This is a genomic window from Pseudomonas sp. B12(2026) (assembly GCF_057767015.1).
In genome coordinates this window covers 2,375,356-2,391,416 of the sequence record NZ_CM173430.1, presented here as the reverse complement: position 1 = coordinate 2,391,416, position 16,061 = coordinate 2,375,356, and the positions used below count along the sequence as shown (strand labels likewise).

15 protein-coding genes are annotated in these 16,061 nt (G+C 67.6%); 7 read left to right on the top strand and 8 right to left on the bottom strand.

Going from position 1 to position 16,061, the window contains the following annotated elements:
* Positions 1–77: 77 nt before the first annotated feature.
* Positions 78–515, top strand: a complete 438-nt coding sequence (locus tag AC3B6A_RS11260) for a hotdog fold domain-containing protein (RefSeq protein ID WP_488402771.1) — start codon at positions 78–80, stop codon at positions 513–515.
* 15 nt (positions 516–530) lie between these two features.
* Positions 531–1,385 (top strand): alpha/beta hydrolase family protein, encoded by an 855-nt coding sequence (locus AC3B6A_RS11255; RefSeq protein ID WP_488402769.1) that lies wholly within the window; start codon positions 531–533, stop codon positions 1,383–1,385.
* Between the two features lie 21 nt (positions 1,386–1,406).
* Here the strand turns inward: AC3B6A_RS11255 and AC3B6A_RS11250 are convergent, their stop codons facing one another.
* Together AC3B6A_RS11250 and sohB are read right to left on the bottom strand one after the other, a co-directional pair.
* Positions 1,407–2,399 (bottom strand): YhdH/YhfP family quinone oxidoreductase, encoded by a 993-nt coding sequence (locus AC3B6A_RS11250; protein ID WP_488402767.1) that lies wholly within the window; start codon positions 2,397–2,399, stop codon positions 1,407–1,409.
* Positions 2,400–2,453: 54 nt separating this feature from the next.
* A complete protein-coding gene (gene sohB, locus AC3B6A_RS11245; protein ID WP_488402766.1) occupies positions 2,454–3,482 on the bottom strand; it encodes a protease SohB in 1,029 nt (342 codons plus the stop codon).
* Positions 3,483–3,693: 211 nt separating this feature from the next.
* Here sohB and AC3B6A_RS11240 point away from each other — a divergent pair, with 211 nt between their 5' ends.
* The 4 genes from AC3B6A_RS11240 (at position 3,694) to AC3B6A_RS11225 (ending at position 6,946) form a co-directional block, all read left to right on the top strand.
* On the top strand, positions 3,694–4,404 hold the full coding sequence (locus AC3B6A_RS11240) for a histidine phosphatase family protein (RefSeq protein WP_488402765.1): 711 nt from the start codon (positions 3,694–3,696) through the stop codon (positions 4,402–4,404).
* A gap of 59 nt (positions 4,405–4,463) precedes the next feature.
* Positions 4,464–4,775: an SCP2 sterol-binding domain-containing protein gene (locus AC3B6A_RS11235; protein ID WP_017519529.1), complete on the top strand. Its 312-nt coding sequence runs from the start codon at positions 4,464–4,466 to the stop codon at positions 4,773–4,775.
* Positions 4,776–5,081: 306 nt separating this feature from the next.
* Entirely contained in the window at positions 5,082–6,149 is a 1,068-nt protein-coding gene (locus AC3B6A_RS11230; RefSeq protein WP_488402763.1) for a phosphotransferase family protein, read from the top strand.
* 29 nt (positions 6,150–6,178) lie between these two features.
* Positions 6,179–6,946: an SDR family oxidoreductase gene (locus AC3B6A_RS11225; RefSeq protein WP_488402761.1), complete on the top strand. Its 768-nt coding sequence runs from the start codon at positions 6,179–6,181 to the stop codon at positions 6,944–6,946.
* Positions 6,947–7,086: 140 nt separating this feature from the next.
* Here the strand turns inward: AC3B6A_RS11225 and AC3B6A_RS11220 are convergent, their stop codons facing one another.
* On the bottom strand, positions 7,087–7,731 hold the full coding sequence (locus tag AC3B6A_RS11220; protein WP_488402760.1) for a hypothetical protein: 645 nt from the start codon (positions 7,729–7,731) through the stop codon (positions 7,087–7,089).
* Between the two features lie 158 nt (positions 7,732–7,889).
* Between AC3B6A_RS11220 and AC3B6A_RS11215 the strand changes: the two genes are divergently transcribed.
* A complete protein-coding gene (locus AC3B6A_RS11215; protein ID WP_488402758.1) occupies positions 7,890–8,669 on the top strand; it encodes a TSUP family transporter in 780 nt (259 codons plus the stop codon).
* A gap of 49 nt (positions 8,670–8,718) precedes the next feature.
* Here AC3B6A_RS11215 and nudC read toward each other — a convergent pair whose 3' ends face one another.
* The 5 genes from nudC to AC3B6A_RS11190 form a co-directional block, all read right to left on the bottom strand.
* Positions 8,719–9,558: an NAD(+) diphosphatase gene (nudC, locus tag AC3B6A_RS11210; RefSeq protein WP_488402756.1), complete on the bottom strand. Its 840-nt coding sequence runs from the start codon at positions 9,556–9,558 to the stop codon at positions 8,719–8,721.
* Entirely contained in the window at positions 9,558–11,231 is a 1,674-nt protein-coding gene (locus AC3B6A_RS11205; protein ID WP_488402754.1) for a FimL-related protein, read from the bottom strand. The genes nudC and AC3B6A_RS11205 overlap by 1 nt, the downstream gene beginning before the upstream one ends.
* A 42-nt stretch (positions 11,232–11,273) precedes the next feature.
* Positions 11,274–12,086 (bottom strand): crotonase/enoyl-CoA hydratase family protein, encoded by an 813-nt coding sequence (locus tag AC3B6A_RS11200; RefSeq protein WP_488402752.1) that lies wholly within the window; start codon positions 12,084–12,086, stop codon positions 11,274–11,276.
* Between the two features lie 224 nt (positions 12,087–12,310).
* A complete protein-coding gene (locus AC3B6A_RS11195) occupies positions 12,311–13,654 on the bottom strand; it encodes an amino acid permease (RefSeq protein WP_488402751.1) in 1,344 nt (447 codons plus the stop codon).
* A gap of 211 nt (positions 13,655–13,865) precedes the next feature.
* On the bottom strand, positions 13,866–16,052 hold the full coding sequence (locus AC3B6A_RS11190) for a putative bifunctional diguanylate cyclase/phosphodiesterase (RefSeq protein WP_488402749.1): 2,187 nt from the start codon (positions 16,050–16,052) through the stop codon (positions 13,866–13,868).
* Positions 16,053–16,061 lie beyond the last annotated feature (9 nt).

The following is a 16,061-nucleotide window of genomic DNA, read 5'->3' as shown; positions in this document are numbered from 1 at the left end:
AGTCTTCGTATACTGCCTGGGCGCGCATCCATCTTCAATCCTGCCTTGCTCATTCCAGCCTTGCTTGCGGAGTCACCATGAGTCAGATGCTGCAGATGTACCAACAGGCCGGTCCGGCGCAGTTCAGCGCCATGATCGGCCAGATCGCCCCCTATTTCTCCACCATCGCCGCGCAGTTCGTCGAACTGCGCCCCGGCTACGCGGAAGTGACCTTCCCCAAGCGCCGCGAGGTGCTCAATCACATCGGCACGGTCCACGCCATCGCCCTGTGCAACGCCGCCGAACTGGTGGCCGGCACCGTGACCGACGTGTCGATCCCCCAGGGCCGCCGCTGGATTCCGCGCGGCATGACGGTGGAATACCTGGCCAAGGCCACCGGCGACGTGCGCGCCGTGGCCGACGGCCTCGCGATCGACTGGAACCAGGAGGGCGACATCACCGTGCCGGTGCTAGCCTACGTCGGCGACAGGAAAGTCTTCCGCGCCGAGATCACCCTGTACGTCAGCCAGGCCTGAGCCACGGAGTCCGCCATGATCACCCCGTTCCCCCGCCCGCTCGACAACGGCAATGGGCACACCCTTTCCAGCCACTGGTTCCACCCGCCCGGCGAAGCCCGTGGCGTGGTGCTGATCGTCCCCGCCATGGGCGTCGAGCAGCGCTTCTACGCGGCCTTCGCCAATTGGCTGGCCGAGCGCGGCTACCTGGCCGTGACCTTCGATTACGTCGGCATGGGCAAGTCCCGCTCCGGGCACCTGCGTGACTTGGACGTCAACGTCGTCGCCTGGGGCAACCATGACTGCAGCGCCATGCTCGACGCCGTCGTCGAGGCCGCCGGCGACCTGCCGGTGTACTGGATCGGCCACAGCCTCGGCGGGCAGATCCTGCCCTTCGTGCGCGGCAACGAGCGCATCCGGCGCGCCTTCACCATCGCCACCGGCAGCGGCTACTGGCGCGAGAACACCAAGGGCCTGCGGCACAAGGCCTGGCTGCTCTGGTACTGCCTGGCGCCGACCCTCACGCCGCTGCTGGGCTACTTCCCGGGCAAGCGCCTGGGCGTGGTCGGCGACCTGCCGCGCGGGGTGATCGAGCAATGGCGGCGCTGGTGCCTCGACCCGGAGTACGCGGTGGGGGCGGAAGGCGGCGCGGTGCGCGAGGCGTATTCGTCCATCCGTACGCCCATCACCTCCATCTCCTTCACCGACGACGAGATGATGTCCGGCCGCAACACCGAATCGCTGCACGGTTTCTACCGTGGCGCGCCAAAGACCGTGAAGAGGATCGCCCCGGAGGACATCGGCGTGGCGCGCATCGGCCACTTCGGCTTCTTCCGCAGCCAGTTCGCCGATTCGCTGTGGGCGGGCTACCTGCTGCCGGACCTGGGCTGACACCCAGGCCCGGCGCGGGCATCACCCGAGGTTGACCAGCACCCGCCCGACCAGCTTGCCGGCGAGGATCTGGTGGATGGCGGCGGGCAGCTCGTCGAGGGTGACCTCGCGGACCGCCGCTTCGAGGTTGTCGAGCTTCCACTGCAGGGACAGCTTGTCCCACATGGACGCCTTGACCACCAGCGGCAGCTCCACCGAGTCCACGCCCAGCAGGTTCACGCCGCGCAGGATGAACGGCAGCACGGTGGCCTGGAAGGCGGCGCCGGCGGTCAGGCCGCAGCAGGCGACGCTGCCGCCGTACTGCAGCGACTTGACCACGTTGAACAGGATGTCGCCGCCCACGGTGTCCACCGCGCCGGCCCACTGCTCGCGCAGCAGCGGCTTGTCGACGCCATCGGAGACGGTGGCGCGGTCGAGGATCTGCCGTGCGCCGAGGCGGTTCAGCAATTCGGCCTGCTCCAGCTTGCCGGTGGCGGCGGCCACGGTGTAACCCAGTTGCGCCAGCAGCATCACCGCGATGCTGCCCACGCCGCCGGTGGCGCCGGTGACCAGGATCGAGCCGGACGACGGCGTGACGCCGGCGCGTTCGAGCTTGTCGACGCACAGCGCGGCGGTCAGGCCGGCGGTGCCGAGGATCATGGCTTCGCGCAGCGACAGGCCCTGCGGACGCTTGATCAGCCAGGCCGCGGGGACGCGGATGTACTGGCTGAAGCCGCCCGGGGTGTTCATGCCCAGGTCGTAGCCGGTGACGATCACCTCGTCGCCGGCGGCGAATTCGCCCACCGAGGACGCTTCCACCACGCCGGCGGCATCGATGCCGGGCGTGTGCGGGTACTTGCGGGTGACGCCACGGTTGCCGCTGGCGGACAGCGCATCCTTGTAGTTCAGCGAGGAATACTTCACCCGCACCAGCACTTCACCTGCCGGCAAATCGGAAACCTGCCGCTCGGCCACCTGCAGGTCGTACACGCCATGCGCGCTTTCCGTGACCCACAATGCCTTGAATGCACTCATCTCGACCCTCCTCTTGCGAAATCGGACCGGGCGCAGTCCCGCGCCCGATGACAATCACTGCCAGAAACGGCTGCGCCCCAGGCGCTCCCACCAGGTCACCAGCACGCGGTCGATCACGCCGCTGACGCCGACGCCGAAGCGCTCCTGGATGGACTTCTTCTGCACGTAGCTGAGCTGATAGACATCCGCGTCGCGGGCGCGTTCGGCCAGGTACTCGTCGCTGGTCTTGAGCTCGTCCACCAGCTTCTTGCCCAGCGCCGCCTGGCCGAGCCAGACCTCGCCGGTGGCGATCTCGTCGATGGCCAGCTGCGGGCGGTAGTGCACGACGAAACGCTTGAACAGTTCGTGGGTGGTTTCCAGGTCTTCCTGGAACTTCTCGCGGCCCTTGTCGGTGTTCTCGCCGAACACGGTCAGGGTGCGCTTGTATTCGCCGGCGGTGAGCACCTCGAAATCGATGTCGTGCTTCTTCAGCAGGCGGTGCACGTTGGGCAGCTGCGCCACCACGCCGATGGAGCCGAGGATGGCGAAGGGCGCGGAAAGGATGCGCTCGCCGATGCAGGCCATCATGTAGCCGCCGCTGGCGGCGACCTTGTCGACGCAGACGGTCAGCGGCACGCCGGCCTGGCGGATGCGCGCCAGCTGGGAGGCGGCCAGGCCGTAGCCGTGGACCATGCCGCCACCGCTCTCCAGGCGCAGCACCACTTCGTCGCGCGGGGTGGCCAGGCTCAGCAGCGCAGTCACTTCATGGCGCAGGTGCTCGGTGGCCGAGGCCTTGATGTCGCCGTCGAAATCCAGCACGTAGACGCGGTTTTTCTCGCCGCCCTTCTTCTTTTTCGCATCCTTCGCCGATTTCGCTTCGGACTTGCGCAGGGCCTTCAGCTTGGCCTTCTCCAACACGCTGTGCTGCAGGCGCTCGCGCAGGTCCTTGTAGAAGTCGTTGAGCTTGTGCACCTCCAGGTGCCCGCTGCCACCGCGGCGGCCGCGACCGCGCAGCGCGGCGATCACCACCAGCACCACGACCACCGCCACCAGCACGGTGAAGGTCTTGGCCAGGAAACCCGCGTAATCCGCTAGAAACTCCACACACTCCCCCTTTTATAAGACGTGTCCCGCTCGCCGGGCGAGCGACGCGAATCCCGCAAGCATACCCACGCCGCAGGCGCGCCACCAGCGCTGGCAAGACGCTGCATCAGTCCAGCGAATGGCATTCAAACAAGCGTATGTTTTTTCGTTGACAGCCCCAGGTGATCCTCATAACCTCGCCGGAACTTTCAGCCCTGCCGGGATACTGCGCGTGGGAAGCATCTACCTGATTCGACATGGCCAGGCTTCGTTCGGCGCCGACGACTACGACGTGCTCTCGCCCATCGGCGTGCGCCAGGCGCAAGTCCTCGGCGAGCACCTGGCGAGCCTGGGCCTGCGCTTCGACCGCTGCGTCAGCGGCGACCTGCGCCGCCAGCGCCATACCGCCGAAGCGGTGATGGGCCGGCTGAACGACGCCGGCATCGCCACCCCCGCGCTGGAAATCGACCCCGCCTTCAACGAATTCGAAGCCGACACGGTGATCCGCGCGCACCTGCCCGACCTGCTGCAGATCGAGCCGCAGGCGCTGCACATCATGCGCAACGCCGCCGATCACCGCGCCGAATTCCAGCGCCTGTTCTCCATCGTGATCGCCCGCTGGGTCTCCGGCGAACACGACAAGGACGGCCTGGTCAGCTGGGCGGAATTCCTCGACACCGTGCACGGCGGCCTCGCGCGCCTGCTGGAACAGGCCAGCGGCAAGGACAGCATCGGCGTGTTCACCTCCGGCGGCACCATCACCGCGCTGCTCCAGCTGGTGACCGGCATCCCGCCGCTGAACGCCTTCGAACTCAACTGGCAGATCGTCAACACTTCGCTCAACCGCCTGAAGTTCCGCGGCAGCGAAGTGGCCCTGGCTTCCTTCAACAGTCACGTGCATCTGGAACTGTTGAGGGCGCCGGAACTCATCACCTATCGTTGAGAGCCGGCCCATTGCGACGCTCCGCGTCGCGCGAGAAAACCTAGAAAAGGAATAGAACCATGAGTGTTGCTGACATCGTTTCCACCATGAAGAGCAAGTTCAACGCCAGCGCGGCCGCCGGCCTGGATCTGGTGTTCCAGTTCAACATCGAAGACGGCGACAACCACTACCTGGTGGTCAAGGACGGCACCTGCGAAGTCGTCCAGGGCGACGCCGAGTCCCCCAACGTCACCCTGATCATGGACAGCGAGACCCTCAAGGGCATCACCAGCGGCGAAACCGATGGCATGCAGGCCTTCATGGCCGGCAAGCTGCGCGCCGAAGGCGACATGATGCTGGCGATGAAGCTGGGCGAACTGTTCCCGGTCTGATCCGAGTCGAGCAGCCCAGGCAGCACGAAAAACCGGAGTCCCTGGCTCCGGTTTTTTTATGCCCGGACAAGGCTCCGGCCCGCGAATCAGGCAGCTTGATCGGGGGCCAACACGGACGCCAATAACGACCCGGCGCGCTTGTGACGGCCCGGCACGGACATTAGATTAGCCAATGATCGTCCGGCGCCATCATTGCTCTGCCTGATCCGGCACCTCTCATCAGGCAAGAGCGCGACGCCGCCTTGCGCGCCACCCTCGCCCGCCGCCTTCGCTGCGGTGCGACGACCAGTACAAGAAGGGACCAGCATGTCGTTGACCGACCAGACCATCCGCTCCCGCGAAGGCGAAGAACTCGATGCCGCCGTGATCGACGGCTACCTCAAGGACCACATTCCCGGCCTGCAGGGCCAGCCGCGCATCAGCCAGTTCCCCGGCGGGGCGTCGAACCTGACCTACCTGATCCAGTACGACAACCGCGAGCTGGTGCTGCGCCGCCCGCCGTTCGGCCACAAGGCCAAGTCGGCCCACGACATGGGCCGCGAGTTCCGCATCCTCAACCAGCTCAACGACGGCTTCCCCTACTGCCCCAAGGCCTACGTCTACTGCACCGACGCCAGCGTGATCGGCGCCGAGTTCTACGTCATGGAGCGGGTCAACGGCATCATCCTGCGCGCCGAGCTGCCCAGGGAGCTGAACTTCAGCCCCGAGCAGACCACCGCGCTGTGCAAGAGCTTCATCGACAAGTTCGTCGACCTGCACAACGTCGACTACAACGCCTGCGGCCTGGGCGACCTGGGCAAGCCCGAAGGCTACGTGCAGCGCCAGATCGGCGGCTGGATCGACCGCTACGAGAAAGCCCTGACCCCCGACGCGCCGGCCTGGGACCAGGTGAAGACCTGGCTGCGCGAGAAGATGCCGGCCGACCACCACAAGCCGGGTATCGTGCACAACGACTACCGCTTCGACAACGTCATCCTCGACCCGGACAACCCGATGCAGATCATCGGCGTGCTCGACTGGGAGATGACCACCATCGGCGACCCGCTGATGGACCTGGGCAACACCCTCGCCTACTGGATCCAGGCCGACGACCCGCAGCCGCTGCAGATGCTGCGCCGCCAGCCGAGCCACGAGCCGGGCATGCTGACCCGCCAGCAGTTCGCCGACTACTACGCCGAGCGCGCCGGCATCCGGATCGACAACCTCGATTACTACTACACCTACGGCCTGTTCCGCCTGGCCGGCATCATGCAGCAGATCTACTACCGCTTCTTCCACGGCCAGACCCAGGACAAGCGCTTCGCCACCTTCATCCACGCCAACAAGCTGCTGGAACAGGTGAGCCTGCAGGTCATCGGCAAGTCCCGCCTGTAAGGCGTGCGTCAATAACAAGGAGAATTTCCATGTCCAAGACCCAACTGTTCGACCTCGACGGCAAGATCGCCTTCGTCTCCGGCGCCAGCCGCGGCATCGGCGAGGCCATCGCCAAGCTGCTGGCCCAGCAGGGCGCCCACGTGATCGTCTCCAGCCGCCGGATCGACGGCTGCCAGGCGGTGGCCGACGAGATCGTCGCCGCCGGCGGCAAGGCCACCGCCATTGCCTGCCACATCGGCGAGATGGAGCAGATCCAGGCCGTCTTCGCGCAGATCCGCGAGCAGTTCGGCCGCCTGGACATCCTGGTCAACAACGCCGCCACCAACCCGCAGTTCTGCAACGTGCTGGACACCGACCTGTCGGCCTTCCAGAAGACCGTCGACGTGAACATCCGCGGCTACTATTTCATGTCCATCGAAGGCGGCAAGCTGATGAAGGCCAACGGCGGCGGCAGCATCATCAACGTCGCCTCGGTCAACGGCGTCACCCCGGGCGAGTTCCAGGGCATCTACTCGGTGACCAAGGCCGCGGTGATCAGCATGACCAAGGTCTTCGCCAAGGAGTGCGCGCAGTTCGGCATCCGCTGCAACGCCCTGCTGCCGGGCCTGACCGACACCAAGTTCGCCTCGGCCCTGGTGAGCAACGACGCCATCCGCAACGTCGCCCTGCAGCGCATCCCGCTCAAGCGCGTGGCCGACCCGAGCGAAATGGCCGGCGCCGTGCTCTACCTCGCCAGCGATGCCTCCAGCTACACCACCGGCGTGACGCTGAACGTGGACGGCGGCTTCCTCGCCTGAGGTTGATCGCTGAAACGAAAAAGGGAGCCATTCGGCTCCCTTTTCTGCTCTTGTAGGAGCGAGCTTGCTCGCGAACCGCATCGCCCCCAGCTCCAGCGAGGGGCAAGTTCGCGAGCAAGCTCGCTCCTACAGAAAAGCCGTCACTGCCAATCCTTCAGCGCCTGGCTCGCCGCCGGGTTCATCGGCTCGGCGCTCAGCCCGCCCGGCCCGTAGCGCACGGCGAACACCGCCTGGTCGGCCATCGGCAGGTAGTTCACCCGCCCCGCCTTGGGCACGAAGGTCAGCAGGTCGTGCTGGCCGTCGCGCAGCCAGCGCCACAGGTCGATGCCCAGCGCATCGTCGGCCAGCGGCACCTTGCGCCCCGCGGACTGCTGCTCCACGGCGAGGAAGCGGCCGCTGATGCTCTGCAGGCGGTACCCCGGCGCGAGGCCGATCAGCCGCGCCAGGCCCTTCCAGTCCAGCAGGCGCGCGTCCAGCTGCCAGAGATCGCCGGCCAGTTCCACCCGGCGCTCCTGCGCGCCTTCCAGCAGCGTCACCTCGAAGCGCTGCGGGCTCAATTGCTTGAAACTCAGGGTCACCAGCGGGCGCTCCGCCGGCAGCGGGTCGTAGCCGCGCAGGTCCCAGGCCACCAGGGCAACCAGGGCGGCGAGCGCGATGAAGGCAAGGCCCGCCATGCCGCGCAGCCAGCCGAGAAACCAGTGGCGGTCGAACAGAATGCGGGCCGCCACCAGCAGCGCCAGCAGCGCCACGAAGGCAATGACCCAGGCCAGACCGTCGTACTGCATCGAATGATTTCCTTCCACGTAGAATTGCCGGCATTATGCGCACCGCGTATCTGCACGGCCAGCCAGACCGTCGCAGCTTTCGGGCCCGTTAACGTTTTCCCTCCGCGCCATTCCTTACAAAAGAGTGGCGCAACGGGCCCCCGATCAAGGCCGATCCCATGCCCTTCGAACTCGCCGTAGACCCCACTACCCTCGTCATCCTCGCCGGCGTCGCCTTCCTCGCCGGCTTCATCGATGCCATCGCCGGCGGCGGCGGCCTGCTGACCATCCCCGCCCTGCTCACCGCCGGGGTGCCGCCGCACCTGGCATTGGGCACCAACAAGCTGAGTTCGACCTTCGGTGCCGCCGTCGCCAGCTACACCTTCTACCGGCGCAAGCTGTTCCATCCGCGCCAGTGGCGCAACGGCGTGATCGGCACCGCCATCGGTGCCGCCCTGGGCGCCTGGGCCGCGCACCTGCTGCCGGCGGAGTGGCTGAACCGCATGCTGCCGGTGGTGGTGTTCGGCTGCGGCCTGTACCTGTTGTTCGGCAAGACCCCGGACGCGCCGCTGGACGCCGCCCCGAACATCGCCCAGGGCCGCCAGTGGCCGCAGGGCCTGGGCCTGGGCTTCTATGACGGCGTCGCCGGCCCCGGTACCGGCGCCTTCTGGACCGTCAGCACCCTGCTGATGTATCCGCTGGACCTGGTGCGCGCCAGCGGCGTGGCGCGCAGCATGAACTTCGTCAGCAACGTCCTCGCCCTGGCGGTGTTCGTCGCCTCCGGCCAGGTGATCTGGGTGATGGGCCTGAGCATGGGCAGCGCCCTGATGATCGGCGCCTACTTCGGCGCGCGCACGGCGATCGGCGGCGGCGCCAGGTTCATCCGTCCGGTATTCATCCTGGTGGTGCTGGCGCTGACCGTGCGCCTGGTGTGGCAGCACTGGTTCAACGCGGCCTGAGGGCAGGCTTTCGCCCGCATGGCCTGACGGCCCGGGACGACGCCTGAAGTCAGGCGCCGCCGGGCAGCACGGGATCGGGCCGGCCGGCGCGGCGCGCCAGGTACAGCTCGATCAGGTAGCGGGCAATGGAGCGCTCGGCCGGCAGGCGCGGCAGCTCGTCGATGTGGAACCAGCGGGCGTCCTCGATCTCGTCCGGTTGCGGGACGATCTCGCCGCTGACGTACTCGGCGTGGTAGCCGAACATCAGCGAATGGGGGAACGGCCAGGGCTGGCTGCCCAGGTAGCGGATATTGCCGATCTCCACCCCGACCTCTTCGCGCACCTCGCGGATCACGCAGTGCTCCACCGACTCGCCCGGCTCGACGAAGCCGGCCAGGGTGCTGTACATGCCGGGCACGAAGCGCGGCGAGCGTGCCAGCAGGAGTTCATCGCCGCGAGTCACCAGCACGATCATGCTCGGCGACAACAGCGGGTAGCGCTGGATGCCGCAGGCATCGCAGTGCATGGCGCGGTCGCGGGGCATGCGCTGGTTGGGCTGGCCGCAGCTGCCGCAGAAGCGGTTCTGCCGCCACCAGATGCCGATCTGGCTGGCGAAGCCGAGCATGGCGAAGATGTCTTCCTCGGCCTGCATCATGAACTGGCGCAGGCCGATCCAGTTGGCGCCTTCGAACGGCTCCGGGCGGTCGATCTCCAGCAGGTACACCGGCTCGCCGTCGAAGTGGCCGACGGCGTGTTCGGAAAGCACCGGCAGGTCCTGGCGCTTCAGCCAGTCGCGGGGGAACAGCACGCCGTTGCTGTCGGCGAGGAACTGCTGCTGGCAGTGGGCGAGCGCCCAGCCACCGTTCGCCGCGATCTCGAACAGCGAGGACTCCCAGCGTCCGGTACGCATCAGGCGGCCACCGTCAGGCCGAGCGCCTTGACGCTCTCGCTGGCGACGTCCAGCACATCGGGTTGGCCTTCGGGCCGCATCATGGCGCCACCCTCCAGGTAATACTCCAGGCCGGTCAGCGCGTCGGCCAGGGTTTCCAGCATCTGCTCGGACGGCATCTGCGTCGTCTCGATCATCTGCTGCTGAATATAGTCGGCACAGGCGCCGACCAGCAGCGCCGCGCGCTCCTGGCCGAGGAACCAGAGGCCGCCGCGCACCGCCTGCAGGCTGATGGGCACGTTGGCTAGGTGCAGCTTGTCGCCATTGGATTCGAGGTAGGCGGTGATCGCCCGCTTGGCCAGCGCCAGGCCGGCCTGCGCCTCGTCGATCACCACGATGCGGGCCTCGGCGAGCTGGTGCACGGCGAACGACTCATCCTCGCCCAGCGGCACCGCGCGGGCGCTCGGGCGCTCACCGCGCTCCAGGTTCCCCACCATGCTCTCGACATAGAGCAGGGTGTCGGCCAGCGTGTTGAGGGCGAGCGCATCATCGGCGGTGCCCTTGGCCAGCCACCCCGCCACCACCGCATGCTGGTGCTGCAGGGCGGTGGCTGCGGCGTTCAGGCCGACCATGCCCAGCGTCTTGGCCAGCTTGCCCAGCTGGGTGTGCAGGATGCCCAGGGCATCGGCCTGGGACACGCCGCGCTCGATCAGGTCGAGCTGGTCCTTGACCGAGGTCAGCTCCTCGCGGATCGCCACCGACAGCGAGCGCATCACCGACTGGCCGGGGCCGGACAGGCGCTGCGATTCGTCTTCCAGCAGATGGTCGGTGAACGGCAGCTGCGCCAGGCCGAACACCTGGCGCAACTCGCTGGCGCGCGGACCGCGGGTATCGGCCAGCGCGGTGAGATAGAGCAGCTCCTTGAGCAGCTGGCGCGGCACCTCGTACTGCGGATTGCCGATCAACTGCTTCAGTTCGCGGTCCACGCGGGCGAAGACCAGCTTGCGCGTCTTGCGCGGCAGCATCTGCGCGTCCACCAGCGCCTCCAGGGCGCCGGCGCCGACCCAGCACAGGCGGGTGCGCGCGGCACTGCCCAGCAGCAGGTCGAGCCGGGTCAGGGCGCGGCTCATCAGCTTCAGGCTGGGGTAGAGATTCTGTTCGCGGATCAGCCCGAGCAGGCCGACCTGGTACATCTGCCGCAGCCGGCGAACCTCGCGGGCCGGGTCGTCCACCTGCGGCGCGGTCACCGCGCGCAGCGGGCGCGGCAAGTCCAGCCGCGCGCTGAAGAAGAAACTTTCCGGCAGCGCCGGCTGCCCGGCGGCCTGGCGCACGTCGTTGATCGCCGGCAGCAGCAGCTCGGGGATTTCCTGGCGGTGCGCCTCGAGGTTTTCCAGGTAGCGGCGCAGCACGTAGAGCGCATTGCCCAGCGCCGCCAGCTGGCCGTCGCGGTCCTCGCTGACGCCGGCGGGAATGTCGGTGGCCAGTTGCAGGGCTTCCTGGGCCAGCAGCTCGGCACCGGCCAGTTCGATGAGATTGAGGGTGCCGCGAATCTGGCTCAGGCACTCGACCGAGTGCTGCAGCAGACTGCCGTTGTGGCGCTCGGCGATGAAGTGCTCGAGATTCTGCTCGGCCTCTTCCATCGTGGCGAACAGTTCGTCACGAACCAGACTGAGGGACGTGGCTCCGGTAACCATCGGCCTAGTGCGCCTCCTGCGCGCAAGAAGAGTGGATGGACATCAATCGGCGAACTCGGGGTTCTTCTTGCTCATGTGCGCCATCATGGCGGCCTGCAGGTCGGCGGACTGCAGCATGGCGGCGTTCCAGGTGGCGATGTAGTCCAGGCCGTCCTCGACGCGGTGGTCGCGGGCGTAGCGGATCATTTCCTTGGTGCCGCGCACCGCGATCGGCGACTTGGCGGCGATCTGCCGGGCCAGCTCCATCACCCCGTCGATCAGCGCGCTGTGGTCGGCGTAGACCTTGTTGACCAGGCCGATCTCGCGGGCCTCCTGGGCATCGACGTTGCGCCCGGTGTAGGCCAGCTCGCGCATGATGCCGTCGCCGATCAGGCGCGGCAGGCGTTGCAGGGTGCCGACGTCGGCCGCCATGCCCATGTCGATTTCCTTGATCGAGAACTGCGCGTCGGCGCTGCAGTAGCGCATGTCGCAGGCCGAGACCAGGTCGATGCCGCCACCGATGCAGTAGCCCTGCACCGCCGCGAGCACCGGCTTGCTGCAGTTGTCCACGGCGTTGAACGAGGCCTGCAGCTCGAGGATGACCTTGCGCAGCGCGCGGGCGTTGCGGCCGACGTCCTTGCCCAGGCGGCTGCCGGCCTGGGCCAGCAGGGCGAGGTCGATGCCGGAGGAGAAGTGCTTGCCGGCGCCGCTGAGGACCACCGCGCGCACCTCGTCGGTGTCGTCGGCCCACTGGAAGATATCGATGATCTCCTTCCAGAAGTCGCTGTTCATGGCATTGAGCTTGTCCGGACGGTTGATCTGCACATGGGCGATCTTGTCCGCCAGCTCGACACGGAATGCTTTGTACTCGGTCACGGGAAAGATCCTCGGGTATGCCCTGCTTCACGTCTGGGCGCGGCGATCTGCCGCTGGAGCCCGGACCAATCGCTCTTATGAGTGTCGGAATCTCGTCACTATAACAAGGCAAGACCAAAAGTCGATGCCGCGGTCTGTGACACAGACCACGGCATCGGGCTCGAGTTGGCTTGCAAAACCGTCACCAAATACCTGATCTGACGGGATTGTGACGGAGGCGACTGTCAGTCGCCCGTCACCAGCGGCAGTCCCTGGGCACGGTTGCGGTACTGCCGCCAGGTGTACATCGGGATACCGGCCATGAACACCAGGAAGCCCCAGAAGATCGCCTGCTCGCCGGTGCCGTAGAGCGCCCACAGCGAGTAGAGGAAGCCCAGGCAACCGATCGCCAGCACCTGCGGGCGCGAGCGCGGCGAGAAGGAGTCCGGTTTCACCGCCAGCAACTGCAGCAGCGCCGCGGTGCAGAAGGCGTAGGGCACCACGCCGGTCATGGTGCCGAGCAGGATGATGACGTTGAACACCTCCACCAGGTCGCCCTGGCCGTCGATCATCACCAGCGCGGTGACCAGCAGGCCCGACGACAGCAGGCCGTTGGCCGGCGCGCCATTCTTGTTGAGCTTGCCGAGGGACTCCGGGAACAGCCCGTCGCGCGCCGGCGCCAGCGGGATCTGGCCCTGCAGCAGCACCCAGCCGTTGAGCGCGCCGAGGCAGGCGATCACCGCGCCCGCGGCCACCAGGTAGTAGCCCCAGTCGCCCAGCAGGATGCGCGCCGCATCGGCGAACGGCGAGGTGGACTTGGCCAGCACCTCCGGCGGCATCAGCCCCTGCACCGCGGTGATCGAGAGGATGTACACCGAGGCCGCCGCCAGGGTGCCGAACAGCGTGGCGCGGGGAATGGTCCTCTTCGGGTCGCGCACGTCGTCCGCCGGCACCGTGGCCGACTCCAGGCCGATGAACGACCAGAGCGTCAGCGCCGCGGTGGTGGCGATGGCCTGGGCATAGCCCATGTTCGGCAGCTCGCTGCGCGGCGGGATGGTCAGGTAGTCGGGATTGAAGTGGAACCAGCCGAGGATGCCCACCAGCAGCAGCGGGATCAGCTTGAGCACGGTGAGCAGGTTCTGCATCAGGGCGAAGGTGGTGATCCCGCGCAGGTTGACCAGGGTGCAGAACCAGATCGCGCCGATGGCCGTGAGCACCATCAGCAGCGGGTCGGCCAGCGCCGGGATGAACACCCGCAGGTAGCCCACCAGGGTCACGGCGATCGCCGCGTTGCCGATCCAGGCGGCTTTCCAGTAGGTCCAGGCGCACAGGTAGCCGGCGAAGCTGCCGAAGCCGTCGCGGGTATAGGCATAGGGGCCGCCGGCGCCGGGATTGAGCCGCGCCAGCCGGGCGAAGGTGAAGGCCAGCAGCACCGCACCCGTGGTCGACACCAGCCAGCCGTACAGGCTGAGCCCGCCGTACGCCGCCAGGCTCGACGGCAACAGGAACACCCCCGAACCGACCATGTTGCCCACCACCAGCGCGGTGCAGCTCCAGAATCCCATGCTGCCCTTGTTCGTTCCCGACATCTGCGCTCCTTGTAGTTCGCGTCCTTGCTCCGCGGGCTCGCGCCTGCCGCGCCGGTCATGGCGAAGTCATCTCGATCCGGACGCAATATTCCGATCTGCCCTACAGGGTAGACAGCACAAGGCAAAGCGGAAACCGTTTCCGCCACGAATGCGCGGACGTTCTGCGATTTCCCCGCGCGGGATCAATCCGCGCGGAGAAAAACCATCTCGCTCAGGCCGAACCGAAGCGCCGCGCGCCGATCCCGAAGACCTGCTCGAACAGGTGGGCCGGCATCGGCTTGGCGAACAGGTAGCCCTGCCCTTCCGCGCAGCGTTCGCTGCGCAGGCGATCGCGCTGGGCCGAGGTCTCGATGCCCTCGGCGATGGTGTCCAGCTCGAAGCTGCGGGCCATGTCGAGGATCGCGCGGATCACCGACAGGTCCTGCTGCGACTCCAGCATGCCGACCACGAAGGAACGGTCGATCTTGATCCGGCTCAGCGGGTAGGTCTTGAGCAGGCTGAGCGACGCGTAGCCGGTGCCGAAGTCGTCGAAGGCGAGCCCCACGCCGTGGCTGCGCAAGGTGCGCAGGGTGTCGAGCACCACGTCATCGTGGTCGAGCGCGATGTTCTCGGTGATCTCCAGCTCCACCGCGCCGGGCGGCAGGCCGTGGCGCTCCAGCGCTTCGAGCACCTGGGAAACCAGGTTGCCCATGCGGAACTGCGCGGCGAACAGGTTGATCCCCATGCGCATCCGCGCCGCGCCGTTGCGGCGCCAGTAGGCGGCCTGGGCGCAGGCCTCGTCGAGAATCCAGGCGCCGACCATCGCCGCCAGCGGGCCGCCCTCCAGCGCCGGCAGGAACGCCGCCGGCGACAGCAGGCCGCGCTGCGGATGCTGCCAGCGGATCAGCGCTTCGGCACCGCACAGGGAGCCGTCCCGCAGGCTGACCTGGGGCTGGTAGAACAGCAGGAACTCGCCATTGGCCACCGCCCGGTGCAGCTCCATGCCGTACAGGTGCCGCGCCGCCGCTTCCATCTTCAGCGCCGGCACGAAGAAGAAGGCATGGCCGCGCCCGCTGTTCTTCGCCTTGAACAGCGCGAGGTCGGCGTCGCCGACCAGGTCCAGCGCCTCCTGGGCATGCAGCGGCGCCAGCGCCACCCCGCAACTGGCGGCCACCCGCACCTCATGGGCGTCGATGACGATGGGCTCGGCGATGCGGGCGATCGCCGCCTGCGCCAGGCGCATGGCCGGTTCGGGCGAGACCAGGCCCGGCGCGAGGATGGCGAACTCGTCGCCGCCGATGCGCGCCACCGTGGCGTCCGCGCTGGCGGTGCGCTCCAGCCGCCGGGCGACCTCGCGCAGGATGCCGTCGCCCACCGCGTGTCCCAGCGAGTCGTTGACGTCCTTGAAGCCATCCAGGTCGATCATCAGCACCGCCGCCGGATGCGATTGCACCAGGAGGTCCTCGGTGACCCGGTAGAAGCGGCCGCGGTTGGCCAGGCCGGTGAGCACGTCGACGCTGGCCAGCTGGCGCAGCGCATCCTCTTCCCGATGCTGCGCGGTCAGGTCCTTGAGCACCGCCTCGAACCTGAGCTTGCCCTTCTCCGTCCAGCAGAACAGCGTGAGCCCCAGGGCCAGCTCGGTGCCGTCCTGGCGCACACCGGTGATTTCCGCCGGCACCTCCATGCCGTCCAGCGAGGTCGCGTCGGTGGCGCGGTGGATCAGGCCGCGGAAGGCGGCGCGGCTGTGCTCCGGCAACAGCGACTCGAACGACTGCCCCGCGCCTTCGTCCAGCGTGTAGCCGTAGAGGCTGGAGGCCGCCTCGTTCCAGGCCACGATCTCGCCCCAGCAGTCGAACCAGACCACCGGCGTCGGCGAGTTGCCGGCGTATTCGGAGAACAGCGGGCGGGTGCGCGCCGAGGTCACTTCGATGCGGCGCAGCTCCAGGCGGTCGGCCGCCATGCGCGCCAGTTCGCGCAGGCGCTCGCGGTCGTCGCCGGAGAAGTCCTCGTGGGGCTGGTTGTCGATGATGCACAGGGCGCCCAGCGGGTGGCCCTCCACCGACAGCAGCGGCACCCCGGCGTAGAAGCGCACGCCGGAAGGCCCGGTCACCAGCGGGTTGTCGTGGAAGCGCTCGTCATGGCGGGCGTCGGGCACCACCATCACCTCGTCCTGGGTGATGGCGTGGGCGCAGAAGGACACGTCGCGCCCCATGTCCACCTCGCCCACGCCGGTCGCCGCAGCGAAGAACACATGATCGCTGCCGATCATGTTCACCGCCGCCACCGGCATGCCGAACATGCGCACGGCGATCTGCACCACCGGGTCCAGGCTGGGCAGCAGGGCCTCGTCGTCGAAGCCATAGTCGGAAAGAGCGCTCAGGCGCTCGCGTTCGTTCGGCAATGTCGAGGGGCAACGCATGCGGAACCT

What these genes read in the sequence shown, in the direction of transcription:
- AC3B6A_RS11260 (WP_488402771.1), top strand. Translation starts at nt 78, where the DNA reads ATGAGTCAGATGCTGCAGATGTACCAACAGGCCGGTCCGGCGCAGTTC.
- AC3B6A_RS11255 (WP_488402769.1), top strand. Translation starts at nt 531, where the DNA reads ATGATCACCCCGTTCCCCCGCCCGCTCGACAACGGCAATGGGCACACC.
- AC3B6A_RS11250 (WP_488402767.1), bottom strand. Translation starts at nt 2,399, where the DNA reads ATGAGTGCATTCAAGGCATTGTGGGTCACGGAAAGCGCGCATGGCGTG.
- AC3B6A_RS11235 (WP_017519529.1), top strand. Translation starts at nt 4,464, where the DNA reads ATGAGTGTTGCTGACATCGTTTCCACCATGAAGAGCAAGTTCAACGCC.
- AC3B6A_RS11230 (WP_488402763.1), top strand. Translation starts at nt 5,082, where the DNA reads ATGTCGTTGACCGACCAGACCATCCGCTCCCGCGAAGGCGAAGAACTC.
- AC3B6A_RS11225 (WP_488402761.1), top strand. Translation starts at nt 6,179, where the DNA reads ATGTCCAAGACCCAACTGTTCGACCTCGACGGCAAGATCGCCTTCGTC.
- AC3B6A_RS11220 (WP_488402760.1), bottom strand. Translation starts at nt 7,731, where the DNA reads ATGCAGTACGACGGTCTGGCCTGGGTCATTGCCTTCGTGGCGCTGCTG.
- AC3B6A_RS11215 (WP_488402758.1), top strand. Translation starts at nt 7,890, where the DNA reads ATGCCCTTCGAACTCGCCGTAGACCCCACTACCCTCGTCATCCTCGCC.
- nudC (WP_488402756.1), bottom strand. Translation starts at nt 9,558, where the DNA reads ATGCGTACCGGACGCTGGGAGTCCTCGCTGTTCGAGATCGCGGCGAAC.
- AC3B6A_RS11205 (WP_488402754.1), bottom strand. Translation starts at nt 11,231, where the DNA reads ATGGTTACCGGAGCCACGTCCCTCAGTCTGGTTCGTGACGAACTGTTC.
- AC3B6A_RS11195 (WP_488402751.1), bottom strand. Translation starts at nt 13,654, where the DNA reads ATGTCGGGAACGAACAAGGGCAGCATGGGATTCTGGAGCTGCACCGCG.
- AC3B6A_RS11190 (WP_488402749.1), bottom strand. Translation starts at nt 16,052, where the DNA reads ATGCGTTGCCCCTCGACATTGCCGAACGAACGCGAGCGCCTGAGCGCT.